The organism is Methanobrevibacter sp., assembly GCF_036307625.1.
Lineage (GTDB): Archaea > Methanobacteriota > Methanobacteria > Methanobacteriales > Methanobacteriaceae > Methanocatella.
In genome coordinates this window covers 1-20,809 of the sequence record NZ_JAXJXF010000082.1, presented here as the reverse complement: position 1 = coordinate 20,809, position 20,809 = coordinate 1, and the positions used below count along the sequence as shown (strand labels likewise).

At 32.4% G+C, this 20,809-nt stretch carries 6 protein-coding genes and 1 pseudogene; 1 reads left to right on the top strand and 6 read right to left on the bottom strand.

Annotation, left to right across the window (positions count from 1 at the left end; translation table 11 throughout):
• The 3 genes and pseudogenes from UIB65_RS05200 to UIB65_RS05190 all read right to left on the bottom strand — a co-directional run.
• Nucleotides 1-5,315 (bottom strand): annotated as a pseudogene (locus UIB65_RS05200) (Ig-like domain-containing protein); the annotation flags it as partial.
• A 227-nt stretch (nt 5,316-5,542) separates the two neighbouring features.
• Complete coding sequence (locus UIB65_RS05195) at nt 5,543-9,943, bottom strand: Ig-like domain-containing protein (RefSeq protein ID WP_330040040.1); 4,401 nt, start codon at nt 9,941-9,943, stop codon at nt 5,543-5,545.
• 146 nt (nt 9,944-10,089) lie between these two features.
• The gene (locus UIB65_RS05190) at nt 10,090-16,194 is read right to left on the bottom strand and encodes an Ig-like domain repeat protein (RefSeq protein WP_330040039.1); all 6,105 of its coding nucleotides are present in this window, start codon (nt 16,192-16,194) and stop codon (nt 10,090-10,092) included.
• 363 nt (nt 16,195-16,557) lie between these two features.
• Between UIB65_RS05190 and UIB65_RS05185 the strand changes: the two genes are divergently transcribed.
• Complete coding sequence (locus UIB65_RS05185) at nt 16,558-16,980, top strand: GIY-YIG nuclease family protein (RefSeq protein WP_330040042.1); 423 nt, start codon at nt 16,558-16,560, stop codon at nt 16,978-16,980.
• On the opposite strand, the gene UIB65_RS05180 is transcribed toward UIB65_RS05185, so the two are convergent.
• From UIB65_RS05180 to UIB65_RS05170, 3 genes are all read right to left on the bottom strand, one after another.
• Nucleotides 16,970-17,461, bottom strand: a complete 492-nt coding sequence (locus tag UIB65_RS05180) for a hypothetical protein (protein ID WP_330040038.1) — start codon at nt 17,459-17,461, stop codon at nt 16,970-16,972. The genes UIB65_RS05185 and UIB65_RS05180 overlap by 11 nt on opposite strands.
• A gap of 9 nt (nt 17,462-17,470) precedes the next feature.
• Nucleotides 17,471-19,069: a helicase HerA-like domain-containing protein gene (locus UIB65_RS05175; RefSeq protein WP_330040037.1), complete on the bottom strand. Its 1,599-nt coding sequence runs from the start codon at nt 19,067-19,069 to the stop codon at nt 17,471-17,473.
• 6 nt (nt 19,070-19,075) lie between these two features.
• The coding region (locus tag UIB65_RS05170) for a DUF5814 domain-containing protein (protein ID WP_330040036.1) at nt 19,076-20,809 on the bottom strand (1,734 nt) is incomplete at its 5' end.

Below are 20,809 nucleotides of genomic sequence, written 5' to 3'. Positions count from 1 at the left end.
GTGTTATAAGCACCAGTGTGGATAGACAAGAATCCAGTACCAGAACCGACACCACGTTTATTAGCAACAATACTGACACCATCAACAGTTACGTTGGAAGCACCTTTAATGTATAAACAGTAGTTAATGAATTTTAATCCAGTAATATTAGTGTTATCTCCACCAGCAACAATATTAAATGAATTTATAGCATTACCAGAATAAGTAGCACCAGAATCGAATAAAGCATCGCCAGTAGATGAAATCACATTTACAGATTTATCAATATATACAGGGAATTTGCCTAAGAACAATCCTTGGAAGTCTAAAGTAGCACCATCAGGAACAACAGATGTTAAATAACCATTAGCATCAAAGTACAATCCATAAGTAGCATTAGTAATTACACCATCAAGAACAGCTAAAACAGTATTATCAATTGCAGGTAAAAATCCTTCAGCCAAATAAGTTGCAGTAACATTGTTTGCGCCAATGACTAAGTCTTCAGCAGCAATAACCTGAATAGCAGTACCGTTTTCATCCAATTTAACAAGATATTCTTTATTGTTAACCTTAATAGTTACATTACCGCCCATACTGTTAATAACATTTACAACAACAGTAGCATTGGAACCAACTAAAACATCATCAGCAACGACAACAATATCCACAGCAGGATTATTATCTTCTACAGTATTTTCACTAGAGTATTTAACTGCAGCATCACCATTATACAAATTAGCAATTAAGTAGTTTTCAGTTACATTGTTACCAGTGGATGTTTTTAAATCAATTGCATATTCACCAGCAACAATAATGTTATTTAATACAATATTATTATTATTAGAGTTTACAGTTACAGTAGCATTAATATCATTGTCAAATAAAGTAGTGTTAGTTGCAGCTTTTGCAATGGTGACTGTACCACCAATATTATTGTTTGAAACAAGTGCATTAGCACCATTTATAGCTACAGTAGTACCAATTGTATTATTAAAGACAATAGCATCTTTAGCAACAGTCATTGAAGTTCCAATATCATTTCCATAAGCAGTAGCACCAGCAGCAACAGACATTGATGTTCCAACAACATTATTATGAGCAATAGAACCAGCAGCAACAGATACTGAAGTTGCAATAGTATTATTATAAGCAGTAGCACCTGCGGTTACGGTCATTGATTTTCCAACAATGTTGTCATATACTTCTGAGTTTGAACCAGCAGTAAGAGTACCTGTTACATTGTTTCCATAAACAATAGAGTTGGCAACTGCAGATAAACTTCCACCTTCAGTCATGACATTTCCAACATAAGTGTTGTTAGCAGGTTTTTGACCACCAAATGAAGTACTTATTGAAGATTTGTATAAAGTATTGTTAACAATCAAGTTATAAGTACCTTCCACCATAAGACCAACGGAAATACCTGAACCTTCTTTACCATAAATTCTGTTATTTGAAATTGTATTGTAGTTGTTTAAAGGCACACCAGTAGGAGCACCAACAATATTATAGACATTTAAGTAAACTAAGTTACCAACATTTCCTTCAGCTTTTATAGTACAGTTATCAATAGTACAGTTAGTAGCCCATGACATTGTGAAGGTAGTGGATCCGCCATTGTTTCTAGTGTACAAGTAGCTGTTTTTAAGAACCACATTAGATGAATTGTCCCTAATGGATGTAGCGCCGACACCGGAACCGACTTTTTGGTCTTCAACCACTACGCTGATATTATCTAAAACAACATTAGTAGTGTTTGAAATCCATAATTGAGTATTATGGAAGTAAATTCCGGAAATATTGGATCCGGAACCTCCGCGAGTTACAGCGAAACTGTTACCTGGACTGTCACCTAATAAACTACCCGCAGTAGTGTTTAAGTCAACATAAGCATCTTTAGTAGATGAAATAATGTTTACAGGTTTGTTAATATTAATTTGAACAGTAATATCTTGATCAGGGTTGATTATTGAACCTTGGAAGTCTAAAGTAGCTCCTTCAGGAACAAAATCAAATAACCTACCATTATCCTCTTGGTTGAAGTAAACAAAGTAATTGTCTTGAGTTACAACGCCGTCAATAACTTGGAATTTGGCAGAAGCTGAAGAACTCCTGTATGCAGTATCATTACTAATATAATTTACAACTATTTCATTTTCACCAGCAACAAGTAAATTAGGAGATATATCATAATTAGCTTGACCATCAACTAAATCGATAGTGAATTCAGTACCGCCAATTTTAAAGGTGACCTTACCTGTACCTAAAGCACCAGTTGCATTTACTACAGTTACTTTTACAGGATTAACATTACCTATCCAAGTACCATTAGTTTCAATAATTATATCAAAATGGTATGGAGGTTGGTTATTTTCTACAACATTGTTGTTACCAGATTCTATAAGAACTGAATCGTCACCAGCCAATTCATGTGCGTATAATGAGTTGTAGGTAACATTGGTATTTACTGCCTTTTTGTAGTAAACTGCATATTTACCATCTACATTTATAATATTGTCTTTAATGTCTGCAGAAACATCTTTAGTGAACCAATCATTTGCCATACTAATACCATAGACTTGGTTAGTATCATTATAATCAGCTGTATTTTTAACAACAATAGTATTGTTATAAGCCTTAAGAACTTCAATTTCGGCCTCAATACCTGAGACTAATGCATATCCACCAGCAGTAGCATAACCGGTTACGTCGATGTTGTTATTTTCTGCAATTAAAATACCTTCTCCAGCCCATGCAGCAGCATAAATTGCATGAGTAGGGCCTTTGGAAACAGCAGTTAAGTTATTATTATTAACATTAACTGTGAATGGACCTGTTAATTGGATTGGGTATGCAGTACCGGCACGGTCAACACCTGCAGTGGTGTTTACAATAATGTTGTTATTTTCAACAGCACCAGTAAAGCTGTATAAATCAACAGTGTAGTAATATCTTGATCCTTCAGATGCTACATCAATATGTGTTATATTGTTGTAGTCAATGAGTAAGTTTTCAACACCATTAACCAACAGAGTATCAATTGTTGGATAGCCTCCATATCCTCCGTCAGTATTTGTATAAAAAGTATTTCTGGAAATAGTTACATTTTTACCACTTTGAACAGCAACACCAGCAATTAAATCAGCATAAATACCTTGTAAATTATAATTAACATCACGAGCTGGCAAAGTAGCATTAAATTTATTTCCAATAAGTTCTACATCATTTGAGTCAGCAACATGCAATCCATATTGGTGAATATCAGTATAATCATGATTAGTTCCTTTGAAGTTGATTTCTGAATTTGTTAATGCAAATCCATCAGCCTGTTTTGCAAATATTCCAAACGCTTCTGCATCACTAGGAGCAGTGTAGTTAACAACTACATCATCAATTTTAATATCAAAACCGGTTGCATAAATTGCAGCTCCAAAATTATCTGTGAAGTTTTTATCAGCATTTATATTTAATCCAGACAATTCAACATCATCTGCTTCGATTTTAACAGCAATATTATTTAATACAGTGTTATTGCCATAAACTTTAAACGCCTTATTAATTACAATAGTGTCAACTAAATCAGAGAATGGGCCTTCAAATGTTAACCCATAATAGTTTCTATTATCTATCAATACACCATTATCATCGAAATATTTGAAGAATGTATCATTAGTAACAACAGCTACAGTAGGATAATTGTCTTCTACGACAATATCATTACCGGATTTGATATATACTGCCTCATCACCTTTAAGGAGGTTAGCAGATAAGAAGTTTCCAGTCACATTAGCACCGTTAACTTTATAACGAATATCAACAGCATATTTACCATTAGTGTATACATCATTATCCTTAATATCGAAAGTTAAAGTTGAACTGTATTGAACTGCACTTATTGCAGAAACAGGATATCTGTCATTATTATCAGCTTTATTCATAGAATAAATTGTGTTGTTATATATTTTTGCATATCCTGATTGTACTTCAATAGCTGAAATTAATGCATAAGTACTAGTTCCAGTAGCTAAACCGGTTACATTAAAGAAGTTATCGGTTATGAGTAAGTCTTTTGCAGGTCCGAATTGAGAAGGTGAGTAAACACCTAAGTTAGGACCGTTAGAATCACAACTAATATTGTTTCCACTTATTTCAATATCACTGGTAACAATTTGTAAAGCATATGCTGATCCTGAACCAGATTTACCACCAGTTGTTAAGATATCAAAGTCATTTTCAATGAATGAAATTTCACTACTGTATCCACATTCAACAGCATATAAATAAATTGCAGTTCCACTAGGGGTTTTGTTATCTCTCATAGTAATATCATTACCTGCGATTAAAATATCCTCAGAACCAACAATATACAATGCCTGAATAGTAGGAAAACTTGCATCAAATGAATTTACTATTACATCAAGGTCATTTTTGGTAAATTTAACACTTGCACCTTCATAAATTCTAACAGGGTTTACATAGCATAATCCCATCATATAGTAACCAATATCATATGTTTCAGCAGTTAAAGCAGGAAGACTAGCAGTGATTTTATTGCCATCAACTGTTACATCTTCAACATCTTCCAAATTAATAGCAGTTGCAAATTCTTCATCAGTTGATACATGGCTTTCGAAGTAGATTTCGTTATTTGTTATATTTACATTACTAATTGTATTTTTACCTTTAACAGAAATCGCATTAGCCATTTCATCATCAACAATATATTTTATGTTTAAGTTGGATAATTTTACGTTGGATTGTGCAACATAAATCAAATCACCTAATGAACCATCGGCAACTAAAGTTAAACCATCAAGTTCAACATCTTCAGAATCAATGACAAAACCAATATTATTTAATACAGCATTATCACCTGCAATTGAAATATTTCTATTTAAAATTATATAATCAGAAACTTTGGAGAATGTTCCGTTAAAAATCAATTTTTCGAATTTTACTGAATCTTTTAGGATTCCGTCATCATCAAAGTAACTGTGGAATGTGTCATTGGTTACGACATTTCCTAATTCATTACCTTCCCCGAGCACTTCAGCAGATTTAGTAGATTTTACTGAATCATTATGCCCATCGTTCTCAATGGCGATTGTTTCCCCACCAGTAGCATCGCTAGCAGCAACGGAAATTATTCCAGCATCACCATTATCATTTGTATCGACACCAGATGTGTCTTCACTCACACTTAACTCGTAATTAGAAACATCCGATGTTCCTAAATCATTCGTAAGTGGTTCAGCCGCAGTACTTGCATTAATGCATAAAAATAGCACTAATATAAGCATTGCACCTATCAAAAATTTATTATTTATCTTCATTCAATCACTCGATTCAATGTTTTATAGATTATCATAAAGTTTTATTGAAAATATACCAACTTTACATTATTAATATTTATTACTTCAAATATTTAAATCCATATATTTTGATAAAAAATAAATTAAAAATGATATAAAATTTAGACATTAAAATTAAAGTATAATTGATGAATAAATTTCTTAAAAAAAAGCTTAAAATAGAAAAAAGAGTGAGAAATTAATCCCATCTATTTAATTTTTATTTTTACAGATTTGCTGACAGATTTATATGTTGTATCTCCGCCATATTTAATTGAAGCAGTAAATTTACCTTTTTTGGTTATTTTTAAAGTAAATGTTACTTGACCTTTAGAGTTGGTTTTTGCAGTATAGGTTTTACCGTTTAGTTTAAGAGTTACTTTTTTACCTTTACCAAAATAGGTTTTACCATTAATTGAAGCGCCTTTAATAGTTTTTAAGGTCACTTTATATTTTTTGGTTTTCGCAGATGCTTTATATGTTTTTGCAGAAGCAATTATTTTTACTGGCTTTTTGTTGACGGTAATAGAGTAAACAGACATTGTTGCACCGTAATTCTCATCGCCCAGGAATGCAGCGGCAAATGTTAATCTTTTTGCATCTTTTATATTGATTTGAATAGACACATTTCCATTTACATCAGTTGTTTTTTGTAATTTTTTACCATCATACACAATTGATATAGTTTTATTTGCAAGAATATTTCCATTTGCATCTTTCAATTGCACAGTAAAGTATTTACCCCTCTCACCTGCACTGTACTCAACAGCATATTGAGAATAATTTTTGCCTAAAATGCTAGTGTCAATTCTTATAGGTACGAAATCACCTAGTGTTATTGAAGTGTCAAATGCCAGTGTGTTATTGTCACCGGCATATGAAATGCTTATTTTAGCACCTTTTTGCCCTTCAATGATAAATGTACCATCACCAGAGGTTATCAAGGATTGCTTATTGCCTTTAATCACATACTCAACAGCAGCATTTGCAATTGCATTTCCATATTGATCTTTTAGGACAGCATAAATAGTAGTGCCGTTTATTTCAGTAATCGAAATTATACTTTCAATTTTATCAGCAGGTTTTTGATTAACTTTTACATTAACAGTAGTGAAAGCCTCACTGTATTTATCATCACCTTTGTAGATAATATCAGCAGTATAGTTAGCTGCAGTTAAGCCAGCAGCCTCAACAATTGCTTTTCCAGAATATACAACTGCATAAAACTGTTTTCCACTCACATTAACCAAAACAATGCCGCTAGCTTCACCATCAAGATTGACTGTGATGATTGCGGTTTCACCTTCCATAATCTCAACAGCCTCAGTTTTAACATCAGTGTTTAGTTTAGAAACAAAAATGTCATCAATTTCACTCATTGAACAATATTTGTCATTACCAGAGTATTTAACTTCAACAACATGATTGCCAGCAGTTAACCTACCAACAGAAACATTAACTATGTTTCCAGTTACATTAACCTCAACGACTTTCTTTCCATCAACAAAAACAGAAAGAGTACCAGTTGCATCATCTGATAATGTTACATTAACAATTACATCTTCAGCGACATTAACATCGGAAATGTCAATTGTTGCATTAATTTGTTCTTTAGGCACAATATCTCCTGCAACATAGAAGGAAGAGGCATTATATGCAGAACCGTATTTTTCACCACCAGAATAAATTACAACAACACTATGGTTACCAGCAGACACATTATTTAATTCAACCTTAGCAGAACCGTTTACTAAAGAAACGAGAGATTCAATTCCATCTACAATAACCCCAACATCACCTACAGCACCAACAATAACATTCACAGTAGCATTATCACCAGCTTTAATATTATCCGGAATTATAATTGTTATATCAGTTTTGATTTTATCAACAACTCTGAATTCAGCATTTCGATTAGTACTTGCATCGTATTTATCATCACCCAAATAATTAACAACAACTGCATAATCATCTACAGGAAGATTAACGTTTAAAATAGCTATCTTATCAGTGATTGTTGTAGTATAATTTATGCCATTGATACTGATTAAAACATCACCAGTTTCTTCACCAGCCATTTTTACTTTAATTGCAGCATTTTGGCCAATGAAAACATCATCGGTTGGGACAACAACGCTTTCAATATTACTTGCGTGTTTTACAACATTAAATGTTGATGAAATGCTACGAGAGTTGTATTTTTCTGTTTCAGCTGAAGTTATAAGCATAGAATATTCCCCAGCATCCAATCCATTGTCAAAATTGATAATTCCATCAATTAACTCATAAGGCTTACCGTTGATTGTTACATTGACAGAAGTTTCACTTCTAACCTTAATTGAAAATGCTTCTTTAGCGTATTGCACACCTACAGGAGTAATTAAAACAAGAGGATTTAATTTTTCAACTGAAAAAATGGTTGTATTAACTGCAGGTAACTTTTTACCATTACCCAAATAGACTACAACTATGTCGTGTTTTCCTGAAGTGATTTTTTCAATTGTATGTTCTGCAATACCGTTTTTCAGTTCAATCAAATACTTCTTTCCATCAACAATAACAGTGACATTGCCTGTAGCTCCAAGAATACTTACAGTTACTGGCACATCTTGACCTATTGAAATTGCACCAACACTAATTTCAATTACACTTTCACAGTCAAATGCAACGAATGAAGTTGATTTGGATTCCGATTCATTATATATTACTTCAACTGTGTTTTTACCTAAAATAATGTCTTCAGATTTAATAGTATATGAAATATTGGAGCATATCTCCTCTTTAGCTACTTCTTTCCCATTTACTTTGATAGTTATGTTGCCCTCGGCATCTTCAACAGTGATATTTGCCTGATTATCATCACCAAACCAGCAATTGTCAATGTCAATTATAATCTTATGTTTTAGTTGATTATTAAGTCTAATTGTAATATTTTCACATATTCCTGGATTTACTGAATCGTCACCAGTTAATTCATGAGCATATAATTCATTATTTTCAACAAACAAGCTAGTGGCATTTATTACAGAAACTGCATATTTACCTTCAGTATAAATTAAATTATCTCGAATATCAAATGAACGGTCCCCATACATCCACTGGGCATAACTGATTCCATAAATATACGCCTTATCATCATATGAATTTACATTGTGAACATATATTGAGTTATTGTAAATTTGTGCATCCCCATTTTGAATTTCAATGCCTGTTACCAATGCCCAAGTACCTTTAGAGGATGAAAAACCTGTTACATTAATGACATTATCTTCAATCAAAAGTTTTGAATCCCCTCCAGACATACTTGCCACATAAATACCCATGTTCGGACCGTTGGATCTGCTTAAAATATTGTTTCCTTTAATGATTACTTCAGATTCAACTCCCTGAAATGCATAATCGGTTCCAGCAGCCTCTTTTCCACCGTCGGTAATCATGATGAAATTATTATGTGAAAATGTAACATTGACATTGAAACCAAAGGAAATGCCGTACATATAATTGTCCCTTCCAACTGGAGTAACTTTATCAATCATGGAAATGTTATTGTGGTCAATTAAAGAGTCACTGCATCCGACAATATAAATGGATTGTATTGTGGGAAACTCAGCCAATAACACATTAGTAGTGGAATCAATATTGTTTCTTGTAAATACAAGATTGTTGCAATCCTTTAGCATTACCGGATCCACTTTGAATGAACCCATCATATAATAATCCTCATCATATCCATTTATGGTTATAGCTGGCAATTTAGTTGTAATATTGTTTAAGTCGATTAAAACATTTTTTGTATTTACTGCCTGGACTGCTATTGATTTAACTGAGTCATCACGTACATGACTTTCAAATAAAATTTTACTGTTTAACAAGCTAATGTCATCACAATCATGAATATAAATGGCAACAGCCTCTTCACTGCCAGGATAATATGATATATCAAGATTATTCAACTCAATGCCATTACCTCCAACATTTATCAAGTTTCCAAGAGATTTTTTAGATGTTAAAGTTAATCTATTTAATTTCACATTATCTGACATGATAATAATAGCCATATTATTCAATACAGCATCATCACCAGTGATTGTCAATGCTTTTGTAATATATAAGCATTCACGAAGTGCATTGAATTGTCCTTTAAATATTAACTCGTCAAATTCCACATCATCTTTAAGAATACCATCCTCTTCAAAGAAATCATCGAAATTGCTTGGAGTTACAACATTTTCTGCAGCATCATTTGCATTGACAACATATGATGTTTGGTTGCCCACGCATGCAGATGAAACTAAATTAATGCCTGCAATATTGGTGTTTTCTGCTTTTAATTCAGATTTGGAAATATTATCCTGAGTTATAACTTCATTATTAATAATATCATCATTATTTGAAGTGCTGAGCTTATTGTCAATGGAAATATCTCCAGACAAATTCAAAATTTCCCCATCATCAATTATTTCTTCATATGGTGAAGATAAATCGAAATCTTCACTATCGCCGACAATTGCCAGATCGTCGGTAGTCATATTATCAGCTGCATTTACAGCCCCCAATGTTAGAATAGCTAGAAAAATTATACTAACTATCAAAAATCCTTTTAATTTCAAAACTAAATCACCCTAATAAATTTGAATTAATATGTCAAAAATTATTTAATAATATTTTAATGTATTTGATTAAATTATACTTAAAAGTTTTTACTTCCAAATAAATATTTAAAAAAAAGATCAATAAAAGAGAAAAAAAGACTCTTTTATTTAATTGTAATTTTTACTTTTTTGGTAGCTGCCTTGTATATCTTATCGCCAGCAAACTTGATAGTTGCAGTAAATTTACCTTTTTTGGTAAGTTTGGTAATTTTAAAGGTTGCTTTACCTTTTGCATTGATTTTAGCAGTATAGGTTTTACCGTTGACTTTAAGAGTTACCTTTTTACCAGATTTAAGATAGATTTTTCCATTATTTGAAGAACATTTTTTGGTTTTTAAAGTAACAACATATTTTTTAGTTTTTACTTTAGCTTTAAATGTTTTAGCTTTAGCAGTTATTGTAATTGGTTTTTTATTAACCTTAATAGAGAATGATACTGAAGCTGAATTGTATTTTTCATTGCCTTCGAAATATAATGAAGATTTATAAGTGCCTGCCGCTTGAGCATTTATAACAAAGGACACTACCCCCTGACCATTAGTATTTTTATTAATTACATTTTTACCATAGGTCAATTTAACACTTTCTCCAATAACAGGATTGTTATTAGAATCCAATAATTTGAATTTCAATATTTTTCCTCGCTCACCAGCGGAATAATCAACCGCATATACACTATACTGAACTCCATTTTTAATGTTAAATTTACTATTCAATGCATTAACAGTTATATTGCGTGAAACACTTACAGACAAATATTTTTCATCACCAATATAGTTGATTGTAGCTACTTTTATTCCAGTAGTTAAACCATCAATAGGAATTTTAGCAGTACCTCCAATTAAAGAACTTGAATTGATTATGCCATCAACATTTAGTGAAATACTACCTGTCGCATCAGGGTTCAATTCTATATAAAATATTACAATATCCCCTGCATTAAATTCACTGCATTCAGTACCATTAATGTTTTTAACAGTTACCTTCATATTTGAGCCATACTTTAAGACAGTGAAATGAGCGGATTTTGTTGATGATTCAAACCTTGAATCACCTAAATATTTTACATCGACATCATAATCCCCAGAAGTTAAATTATCCAAAGTTTTTATAATCTTTCCATTAATTACCCTTTCCTGAGATATATTGCCATTAATTGTAATTTCAACCAATCCTGTTGCATCTTCATTTAGAGTAATGGTAATTGTTTCTCTTTGATTTGCATAAATATCTTCTGTGTCGATTGCTAAATCAGGATTTTTTAAACTTGATTGTCCTAATGCATAAACCTTATTTGCACTGTTTATGTAAATTATTCCATTTTTATCCATTATAGGTTTTCCAACAATATTTGAATCCAGTTTAGATTGCCATAATATATTTCCATCACAATCTAATGCATAAAATATATTATTTGATGCAAAGTAAACATTATTTTCATTATCAATTAAAATACCTGAAGTTACGGTTAAATTTGTAAATTTTAATTCACTACCATCAATGAAATCATATCTGTACAATGTTCCATCAGCATTTACGGCATAAATTCCATATTCATTATCGATAGCTAACTGATTTCCAGCACCACCAGTTATCTTAGTAGTCCAGGAATTTCCATTGAATAAATTAAATGCATATATGGAATCATCTAAAATGGAGTATATCATATTTCCGTCACCAATTACACTAGATACATTGATCTTGCCAGATTTGGAGTATACTACTGATTTGGAAGAAATATCAACAACCTTAATAGCATCCCTACATGGAACAACAACAAAAGTATCATCCACTATTGTTGGAGATGCACTAGGGAATGCATCACCTAAAGAGATAACAATTGGATTTCCACCATTTTCCCATAGTTTATATGGAATAATGATTAAATTTGGATTATTTGCATCACCTTGACCAGAAATATAAATATTGGCATTTGAATCGACTACTGGGGCGAAATAACTTGATCCCAGATAAATATTAGCATGACCATAGCGCTCCCCTGTGGTTTGATTAATAAAGTATAATGTATCATCTGCTTTTGGTGAAATTATCACATCACGACCAATGGATATTCCTGAAAAGTAAAGACCTGCAGCATCATTTAGGTAAGTCCATCTTAGAGCACCATTGTTGTCAAAAGAGTAGATGCCCTCTTTGGTTGTTACATATATATTGCCTTTACTATCAATAGCCATGTTTCCGGTAATGTTGGCTGCATCAACGGACCATTTTAAATCACCATTTACTGTGCTGCCATATGGAGATTTTCCGGTGTGCCTTACATCGCCATCATCGTTTGCCCATTGAGGTTCATCCCATAAAGACACTGTAAATGATGTAGATTTAGAAATTGTTTGATAATTATCACCATTATACTCCGCAGATACAGTATATGTTCCTCTTTCCAAATCATCGTAAATAACTTTAACAATACCTGATAAAGGAACATTTTTTACTTCACTTTTAATACCGGACAATGTTATTGTTCCTCCACTATAAGCCGGAAGAGCTATTTCAACAGTTACTTCTTTTCCAATTTTAGCATCATTTGAATCAATTGTAAAATCAAGAATTGCTTTTTTTATGTTGAATGTAGCAGATTTTGTGGCATTTTTATAATTATCATCACCAGCATATGATACATTCACTATTTTATTTTGTCCAGCATTAAGATTTGAAATAGTTAATATTGCCTGACCGTTATTTAGTTTAGCAGTGCTTGATTTACCATCTATTACAACACTAACGTTGCCTGTTGCATTGTTATTTAAAGTTACAGTAATAACAGCATCATTTCCATAAGTAATATTCGAAACATCAACATTTATTGATGGGAAATATTTACCTACTTCAAATGTGAACTCTTCACTACTTTCAAGATAGTTATTATCTCCCATATAAATTGCTTTTATATGATGATTTCCACGGCCAATGTTTTTAATTGTGTAAGATTCGCCGACATTGATTGTTTCTGTTTGATTGTTAACATTAACTTCTATAATTCCAGTTGCACCATCACTTACACTGAAAGTAAAAACAACATCCTTGTATAATTCAATTTCTCCACAGGATATGTTAATGTCAGATGGAAGCTTATTTACAGCAAATTGGGCTGTTTTTACAATGGATTCATATATTTCATTTCCAGTATAGTTAACTTCAACAGTATAATTTCCAACTGGCAAATCAGAAATCAGGAAAGTTGTTGAATCAGATATATGTTTTGTTTGAGTAATATTTCCAACTTTAACTATCAACATTCCAGTTGCACCGGAATCAAGAATTATTTCAATCTCTGCAGATTCTTTAAAAGCAGTATCATTTACATTGATTGTCATGTCAGGAGTCGATTTTATAAACTTGAAGTTAACACCTGCACTGCGTCCAATAAATGAACCTGATAGTGAACCTCCGTTAATGCCTGTTAATGTGAAATAAGTAGTGGCCACTCCGTTTTCCACTTTTACCTTATTATCATCACAAGTTCCATTAACCGCCATCAATTTTAAATCAAAACTTGGTAAATAATATGAATCATAAGCTGTTACATTTCCATAATTATCTATTTGGGTGAATGCAAACTGAACAGGAGCATTATCATTTATCCTAAGTTCATCATTTAAAGAAGTGGCATTTAACACTAACCAATATGATACCGGATCCCATCCATTCGGCAATAGATTTGATGAAGGATAGACTTTTAAAGCAGGTTTGCTTAAGTTATCCGGAGTGTTTCCCCACCAATTATTATTTGCAATTAACTTTTTAAGTGAGGTTTCAGCACCATTTATAATTAGATTATTTGTATTTTCATAAGCATTATTAATTAAAATTGAATCCTTGATTAATAAATCGCCTGATGTTAGATAAATTACAGAGGAATATCTTCCAGTATCTGTATTATTAATGAATTCAGAGGATTGAACAACAAGGGAACCATCTTCAAGCACGATTGCAGAACCTCTACCATTTGAGGTTATCATCTTATTTCCAATAAATGCACAGTCTGTTACTGTTCCGCTTCCTTTAACATAAATACAGCCAGAGTGAACATTATTTCCACTGAATGTCAAGTTTTCAATTTCAAATTTAACTGTTTTTGTAGTATATAATATAGATTTATATAATGTATAAGTTGCAATGTTATTGGTAAATACTGATGATTTAAGTTTAATGGAATCACATTTAATAAAAGAACCGTCCTTATTGTCAGAAACTATTAAATTTTCACCTTCAATACTTCCACTAGCTTCAATCTGTGCTTTATAATCATTTGATTGGAAAATACATCCTTCCAGGAATAAAAATCCAGTACCTGTTTGTGATATAATTCTATTTTTTGTGCTTGATCCGTATTTAGAATTTTTAAAACTAACATTAACAAATCTTACGTCCCCATCAGTAATGGTAAATGCATTGCCGACAACAGTAATGGTTGCACTGTTTTCAGCAGCTATTGTTAAATTGTAATCAATAGTCAAATCAGTTTCATCAAATGTTCCGTCGATTATCAAAATATTTTCACAACTTTTTGCAAGTTCAATTGATTTGCTTAATGTTTTTACAGGTTGACTTCTAGACAGCCCGTCATTACTATCATTACCCCGACTTTGTGATACATAAATAAATGTTTTTGGAATACCTGCAAAAACTTCATTACTTTTACTACTTGATATAGATGGAACTACATAAACATAGGCAGTTTTGCCTTTTTCTAAATTAAGTGTGAAATCTTTACTTGAAACAGTTGAATTATATACTCCATCAACATAAACATAATAGCTGGATTTCTCCAAAATATCATCATCATAATATTTTGGATTTTTCAAAGACACATCCAAATGGAAATTCACTAAACCATCGATTGGATCTTCAGCAGATAATTTGAGCTTTTCAAATACGATAGAATTGTTTAAGAAATAATTATCCTTGATTTCAGCTGTTGAAACTGAAGATAATCTTATATCCAATACATCTCCCATACGAGTATGATTAATAAATTTATTTCCTACAATTTTAACATCAGGAGAACCATAACTAAGACCACCAGAAATAGCACAAACAGCACTACCTATAGAAGCGCTATTTTTAATAAATATATTATCATATAATTCAAGAGCACCATCATCCATTATGGATATTGCTCCTCCACGGCCAGTACCAGTAGTTGACAATTCATCTAAGCCCCAACATAGATTTTCATTGTTTTGGAATAGACTACCCTCAATATGTATATATGGTGAATGCAGATATTTACAAGCACCTATAGCTCCACCACCATTATTAGTAGTACAATTATTACCTATAAACCTTGAGTTGTAAATCTGTAAATAACTATAGGTATATAATGCACCACCATTCCAACCAGCAAGATTATCTATAAAGTCAGAATCATATATTGTAGTATTAGCACCACCATGAGTATGTATTGCACCAGCCCACCAAAAAGCACTATTCTTATAAAAAATAGTATTATTCACAACAAGCATACCACAGTTATTAATACAACCAGGTTCAGTTCTAGCATAGTTACCTTCAAAGTAACAGTCATTGACTTCCATAGAAGCCTTAGTACATAAGTTAGTAGGGTCATCATCAGGGTTATAAATACTAACACAACCAAAATCAGTAGTACAATTAATAAAAGTACAGTTTGTCAATATTGCTCTACCTTTTTTAATATGAAGAATACTGGAATGGCCCATATTAGTAGAAATGTTGGTAAAGTAACAATTTCTAATATAATTATTTGCATTGCCTCCCATAACTAAAAATACACCATCGGATTGATATGAAGAACCAATCCATTTAAAGGTAATGTTTTCCAAGGTAATACCAATTCCGGAATCATCAGCCACTTTAATTGCAGCATATTCAATGTTTCCTGCTTGAGGAGATATATCTCCAATATATGCCCCTTCACTTCCAATAATTTTAACATTATTCTTAACAAGAATCTGGCCATTTGAATCTGATACATCAGATGGATAATAATTAGTATTCTCTTTAAGTTTTAATGTATAATTTTTATCATCCAAAGAACAATAATATTGTAACTCTTCCCAATCATTAACAATAACTTGATTAGAACTTTCTTCTACAATATTATCTTCAAAACTAGTTTCTAATGAACTTTGATTTAAATCAAAGGACAAAGTATCTGCTGTTTGATTAAGACCAATGTCCTCACTAGCATTTACACTACCCATAAAAAATAATAAAATTAATAAAGCTAATATTATTATCTTATACCTTTTCAATTTAATGACCTCAACAATTGTTATTAACTAACTATATATCACTGAATACATATAAACTTTTCAACTTGAATTGATGAAGTATCATTATGTTATGATTTTAAGTTTTCCATACGACTATAAAAAAACTAGATATAAATTGATAATTCCAAAAAACTGTTGATATAATTGAAATAATAGAGTCTCTAAGCATATAACTCAATCAATAACCCAAAAAAAGCGAAAAAAAATCATTTGTGCAAATACTTCCACAAACATATAATATATACTATTTGTTTATATATTAATATTAAACACAGCATTAAAATGATTAATATGAAAGGATGTTACTGTCTAATTATCAACTTAAGCAATAGCTCAGAAATCAAAATAGGAAAAAAATTAGGCAAAATAGATTTCACTAAAGGACACTATGTTTATGTAGGTTCTGCAATGAATTCACTTGAATCACGAATAAACAGACATTTAAGAGATGAAAAAAAGCTCCATTGGCACATCGATTACTTTTTAAAAGAATCAGAAATTGAAGAAATAATATTCAATGAATCAACTGAAAAGATAGAATGTGAATTATCACGATACATTTCAAACAATGCAAAAGGGATAAAAAACTTTGGATGTTCTGATTGTGACTGTGAAAGCCACCTATATTATTTTAAAAATAGAAATGAAGCTATTGAATCTGTAGAAAATGCCTACAAATCAATAGCCATGGATTTTGAATACTTCAAAATATGAAACCTTTCTTTTTCTTATGTCTATATGAAATTTCAAATGAATCTAGGGCCAATTTCCTTAAGACTTCCAAATCATCATCACTAATGTTTACAACGCTTTCCCATTCTTTTTCCAAAGCAAAAATTTCATCCAAAACATCTTTACCTTTAGAAGTTAAAGCACAGTCATATTCAAGCCCATTATCTGGATTCAAATCAATTTCAATCAGACCCATTTTTTCCAATTTCTGATATTTCTTGAGATACAAACCCAAATGCATATTGAAAAGATCATCTTTTTTGGCTTTTTCAAATTGTTTAACTCTAATGCGTTTGTGATGAGGTTTTTCATGCTTTTTAACTTGCTTCAATAGTTTGATTTGACTTTCATGTAAGAAAATGCTCAGATTTTCACGAACATATGTCATTTTAGACTCTTCAATAATGCCAATCAATGATGAAGCGGGCATATTGGCCACTGCCTTTTTGTGAGGATGTGCCATTATAACCACCTATTTCATTTGTCCGAAGATTCCTCTCATAATTCCTTTTGTAACTTCACGTGCAACAGTATTGGCTGCCTGTGATGCTGCCCTTTCTGCCATTTTTTGGGTTTGTGATTTTTTAGCTTTTTTGCCTTTAGCAGGCTGACCTCCACCCATAACAGTTCCGAGGATATCTCCCAAACCGAATGCCGGTTTTTCCTCTGGAGTTTCTTGAGCAGGAGTTTCTTCAACTGATTCCTCATGATTTTGCTCAATAGCTTCTTCAACGGCTTCTTTAGTTTCAGGCACTACTTCGCTTTCAAGATTTGAATCAGATTCAATTTTGTTTAAAAGCAGTTCATAGGCAGATTCCGGGTCAACCGGTTCGAAGTATTTGCCCTTGAGCTCGGATAAATTGATCAATTCTTCTCTCATTACATCATCAATGGCTCCGATATAACTTTGAGGAGGTACAATGTCCACTTTTTCAACAATTCCAGGAACACCGTTTTCATCCAGAACAGACACTAATGCCTGTCCGATTCCAAGTTCTGAAATGACATCTTCAGTGCTGAAGTCAGGGTTTGGTCTGAATGTTTCAGCAGCCACCTTAACCGCTTTTTGGTCTTTTGGAGTGTATGCATGAAGTGCATGCTGAACACGGTTTCCGAGTTGTGCCAAAATATCATCCGGAATATCTGCAGGAGACTGTGAAATGAAATACAATCCCACACCTTTTGACCTGATGAGTCTTACAATCTGTTCGATTTTTTTGCCGAATTCGGCAGACATATCATCAAACAGCAAATGAGCTTCATCAAAGAAAAATACAAATTTAGGCTTGTCCATGTCGCCCACTTCAGGCAGATTCTCAAATAATTCTGATAACATCCAAAGAAGGAAAGTTGAATATAAATCTGGAGAAAGTGATAATTTTTGAGCATCCAAAATGTTGATAATGCCTTTTCCGTTTTCATCAACTTTAATAAAATCATTCAAATCAAGTGACGGTTCAAAGAAGAATTCATTTCCTCCTTGATCTTCAAGAGCAATTAAGCTTCTTAAAATTCCATTTGCACTCCTATTATCAAAATAACCATATTCCCCTTCATATTGGACCTTGTTTTCAACGACATGATTAATCATTGCCTTCAGGTCTTTTAAATCTATGATAGGTAAAGAATTATTATCTGCCACTCTAAATACAATATTTAAAACACCAGTTTGAGCCTCAGACAGGTTTAAAATTTTTGCTAAAAGTGTTGGACCCATTTCAGATAATGTAACCCTTACAGGAAGTCCCTTTTGCCCAAATAAATCCCAAAATTCAACAGGATATGCCTGATATTTGAATCCTTTTTCTGCGAGTCCATATTTATCAACATTGGTTTTGATTTTTTCTGTTTCAGAACCTATTTTTGCAAGCCCTGAAATGTCTCCTTTCATATCTGCTAAAAATACAGGAACTCCCAAATCGGAAAATGACTCCGCCAGAGTTTTTAAAGTTATAGTTTTACCTGTTCCAGTTGCACCAGCTATTAAACCATGTCTATTAGCTAGTTTTGGTAATAAACTCACACATGTGTTTTCATTACAACCTATCAATATTTTTTCATCTGCATACATGCATTTTCACCCGTTTTCTATTTTCTTAATTAACCAATTAGTTTTTTTGACAAAATTCTGCCTATTATAAGCCTTAGATATCCTTCTGATTGCATCCAAATTCTTAACAAAGTTGTCCAGCCATGAGAATATGTCTCCAGGATAGACTTGAATTTGATATTTTCTGAATAACTTATTTGATATATCTTGAGGATCCTTGCCTTTAAGTCTTTCGTGGACAATGACTTCCGAAATTCCCCTTTGCATACATTGACAAAACGGCCTGTCCTGACATCTGCATTGCATGAAATCGCTTTGAAGTGCAATCAATGCATCCTGAAATTTCTTATCGACCTTTTCAATGGCCTCACCTGAAGATATGATGTCCAAAGTTGATTCGGCAAACAGCCTTGTGGAAAATTTAATCTTTAATGCATTTGAAATTTGATTGTGAATGACATTTGAAAGATATGCATTTTCAAACATTTCCAAATCCAGTGCCATCGCCAGAATCAGCACCTTAAGCTTATCATACTTGTCTTTTTTCTTATACATTGGAGAATGCCCAACATAATGTTTTAAATAATTATAATCATTCAAAGTATTTTTAATGAATTCCGCATCCTCAATTGATAAAAATGATACTGATGTTGCCCTTCCGTACTTGGTTACTTCCAATCCGTTATTGTGAGTTCTTCTAATCAGTTCCAAATCATCCATCTCATCCACAGCTATCTTAATGCTTATCGGAACATCAATATTCTTATAAAATTTGTTCAACTCTTCGAAAGACCTTATTGAAGTGGAAGATATGTCTGCAAGAATCTGTTCATAAGACGATTCTTCATCATATTCAATGTATACATCTTCACTATTGCTTTCTAAAAGGTCCAATGCCATTGCCTCTTCCGATTCACCTGCAAAATCATTTCCAATCTCAGGAATCAGATAAACAATACCTCTGTCATGATAGGAAGGCCTTCCTGCACGACCAAGCATTTGTGCAAATTCATTTGGATTGATCCACTTATTTCCCATTACCAATGAATCAAATATTACCTGTGAAGCCGGAAAATCAACTCCCGCTGCAAGAGCCGCAGTCGTTACAACACAGGAGATTTTACCCTTATCGAAGTCCTTTTCTATTTTTTCTTTTTTATAATATGACAATCCTGCGTGATATGCCCTTGCGTTTATATGCTTATTTGTCAGGAAGTTTGTAATCTGATGAGTTTTACGTCTTGAATTTGTAAATATTATAGTTTGGCCCCTAAATCCTTTCTTGGATTTGGTATTATACTCCCTTTTAACCAATCTCTGCATCAGATGACGTTTTTGAGACTCGTTTCTAACATAAACCAGGTGCCTTTCCAAAGGAACCGGTCTCTCGTCATACTTAACAAGCTTCATATTAAATTCATCCGCTAGAAATTCGGGATTTTTAACTGTTGCGGACAATCCGATAATTTGGGTTTTGGGATATAGATGCTTTAAACGCTTTATCAAACCGTTTAGACGTGTTCCACGGTCTTCATCATCAATCATGTGAATTTCATCTATCAAAACAACGCCCAGATTAGATAAACTGCTGGAATTGCCGTTTCTTAAAAGATAATCTATTCCCTCATAGGTTGCAACAACAATGTCTGATTTGGAAACATCAGAATCCGGAAGATTTAATTCACCTTTTGCCTTAACACGATTTCTTCCAACCTTAATGGCTACATTTAAACCTAATTTTGAGTATTTCCTTTTAAAATC

Bases quoted from the DNA above. Each gene is read 5' to 3' on its own strand.
- UIB65_RS05190 (WP_330040039.1), bottom strand. From the start codon at position 16,194: ATGGGTAGTGTAAATGCTAGTGAGGACATTGGTCTTAATCAAACAGCA.
- UIB65_RS05185 (WP_330040042.1), top strand. From the start codon at position 16,558: ATGAAAGGATGTTACTGTCTAATTATCAACTTAAGCAATAGCTCAGAA.
- UIB65_RS05180 (WP_330040038.1), bottom strand. From the start codon at position 17,461: ATGGCACATCCTCACAAAAAGGCAGTGGCCAATATGCCCGCTTCATCA.
- UIB65_RS05175 (WP_330040037.1), bottom strand. From the start codon at position 19,069: ATGTATGCAGATGAAAAAATATTGATAGGTTGTAATGAAAACACATGT.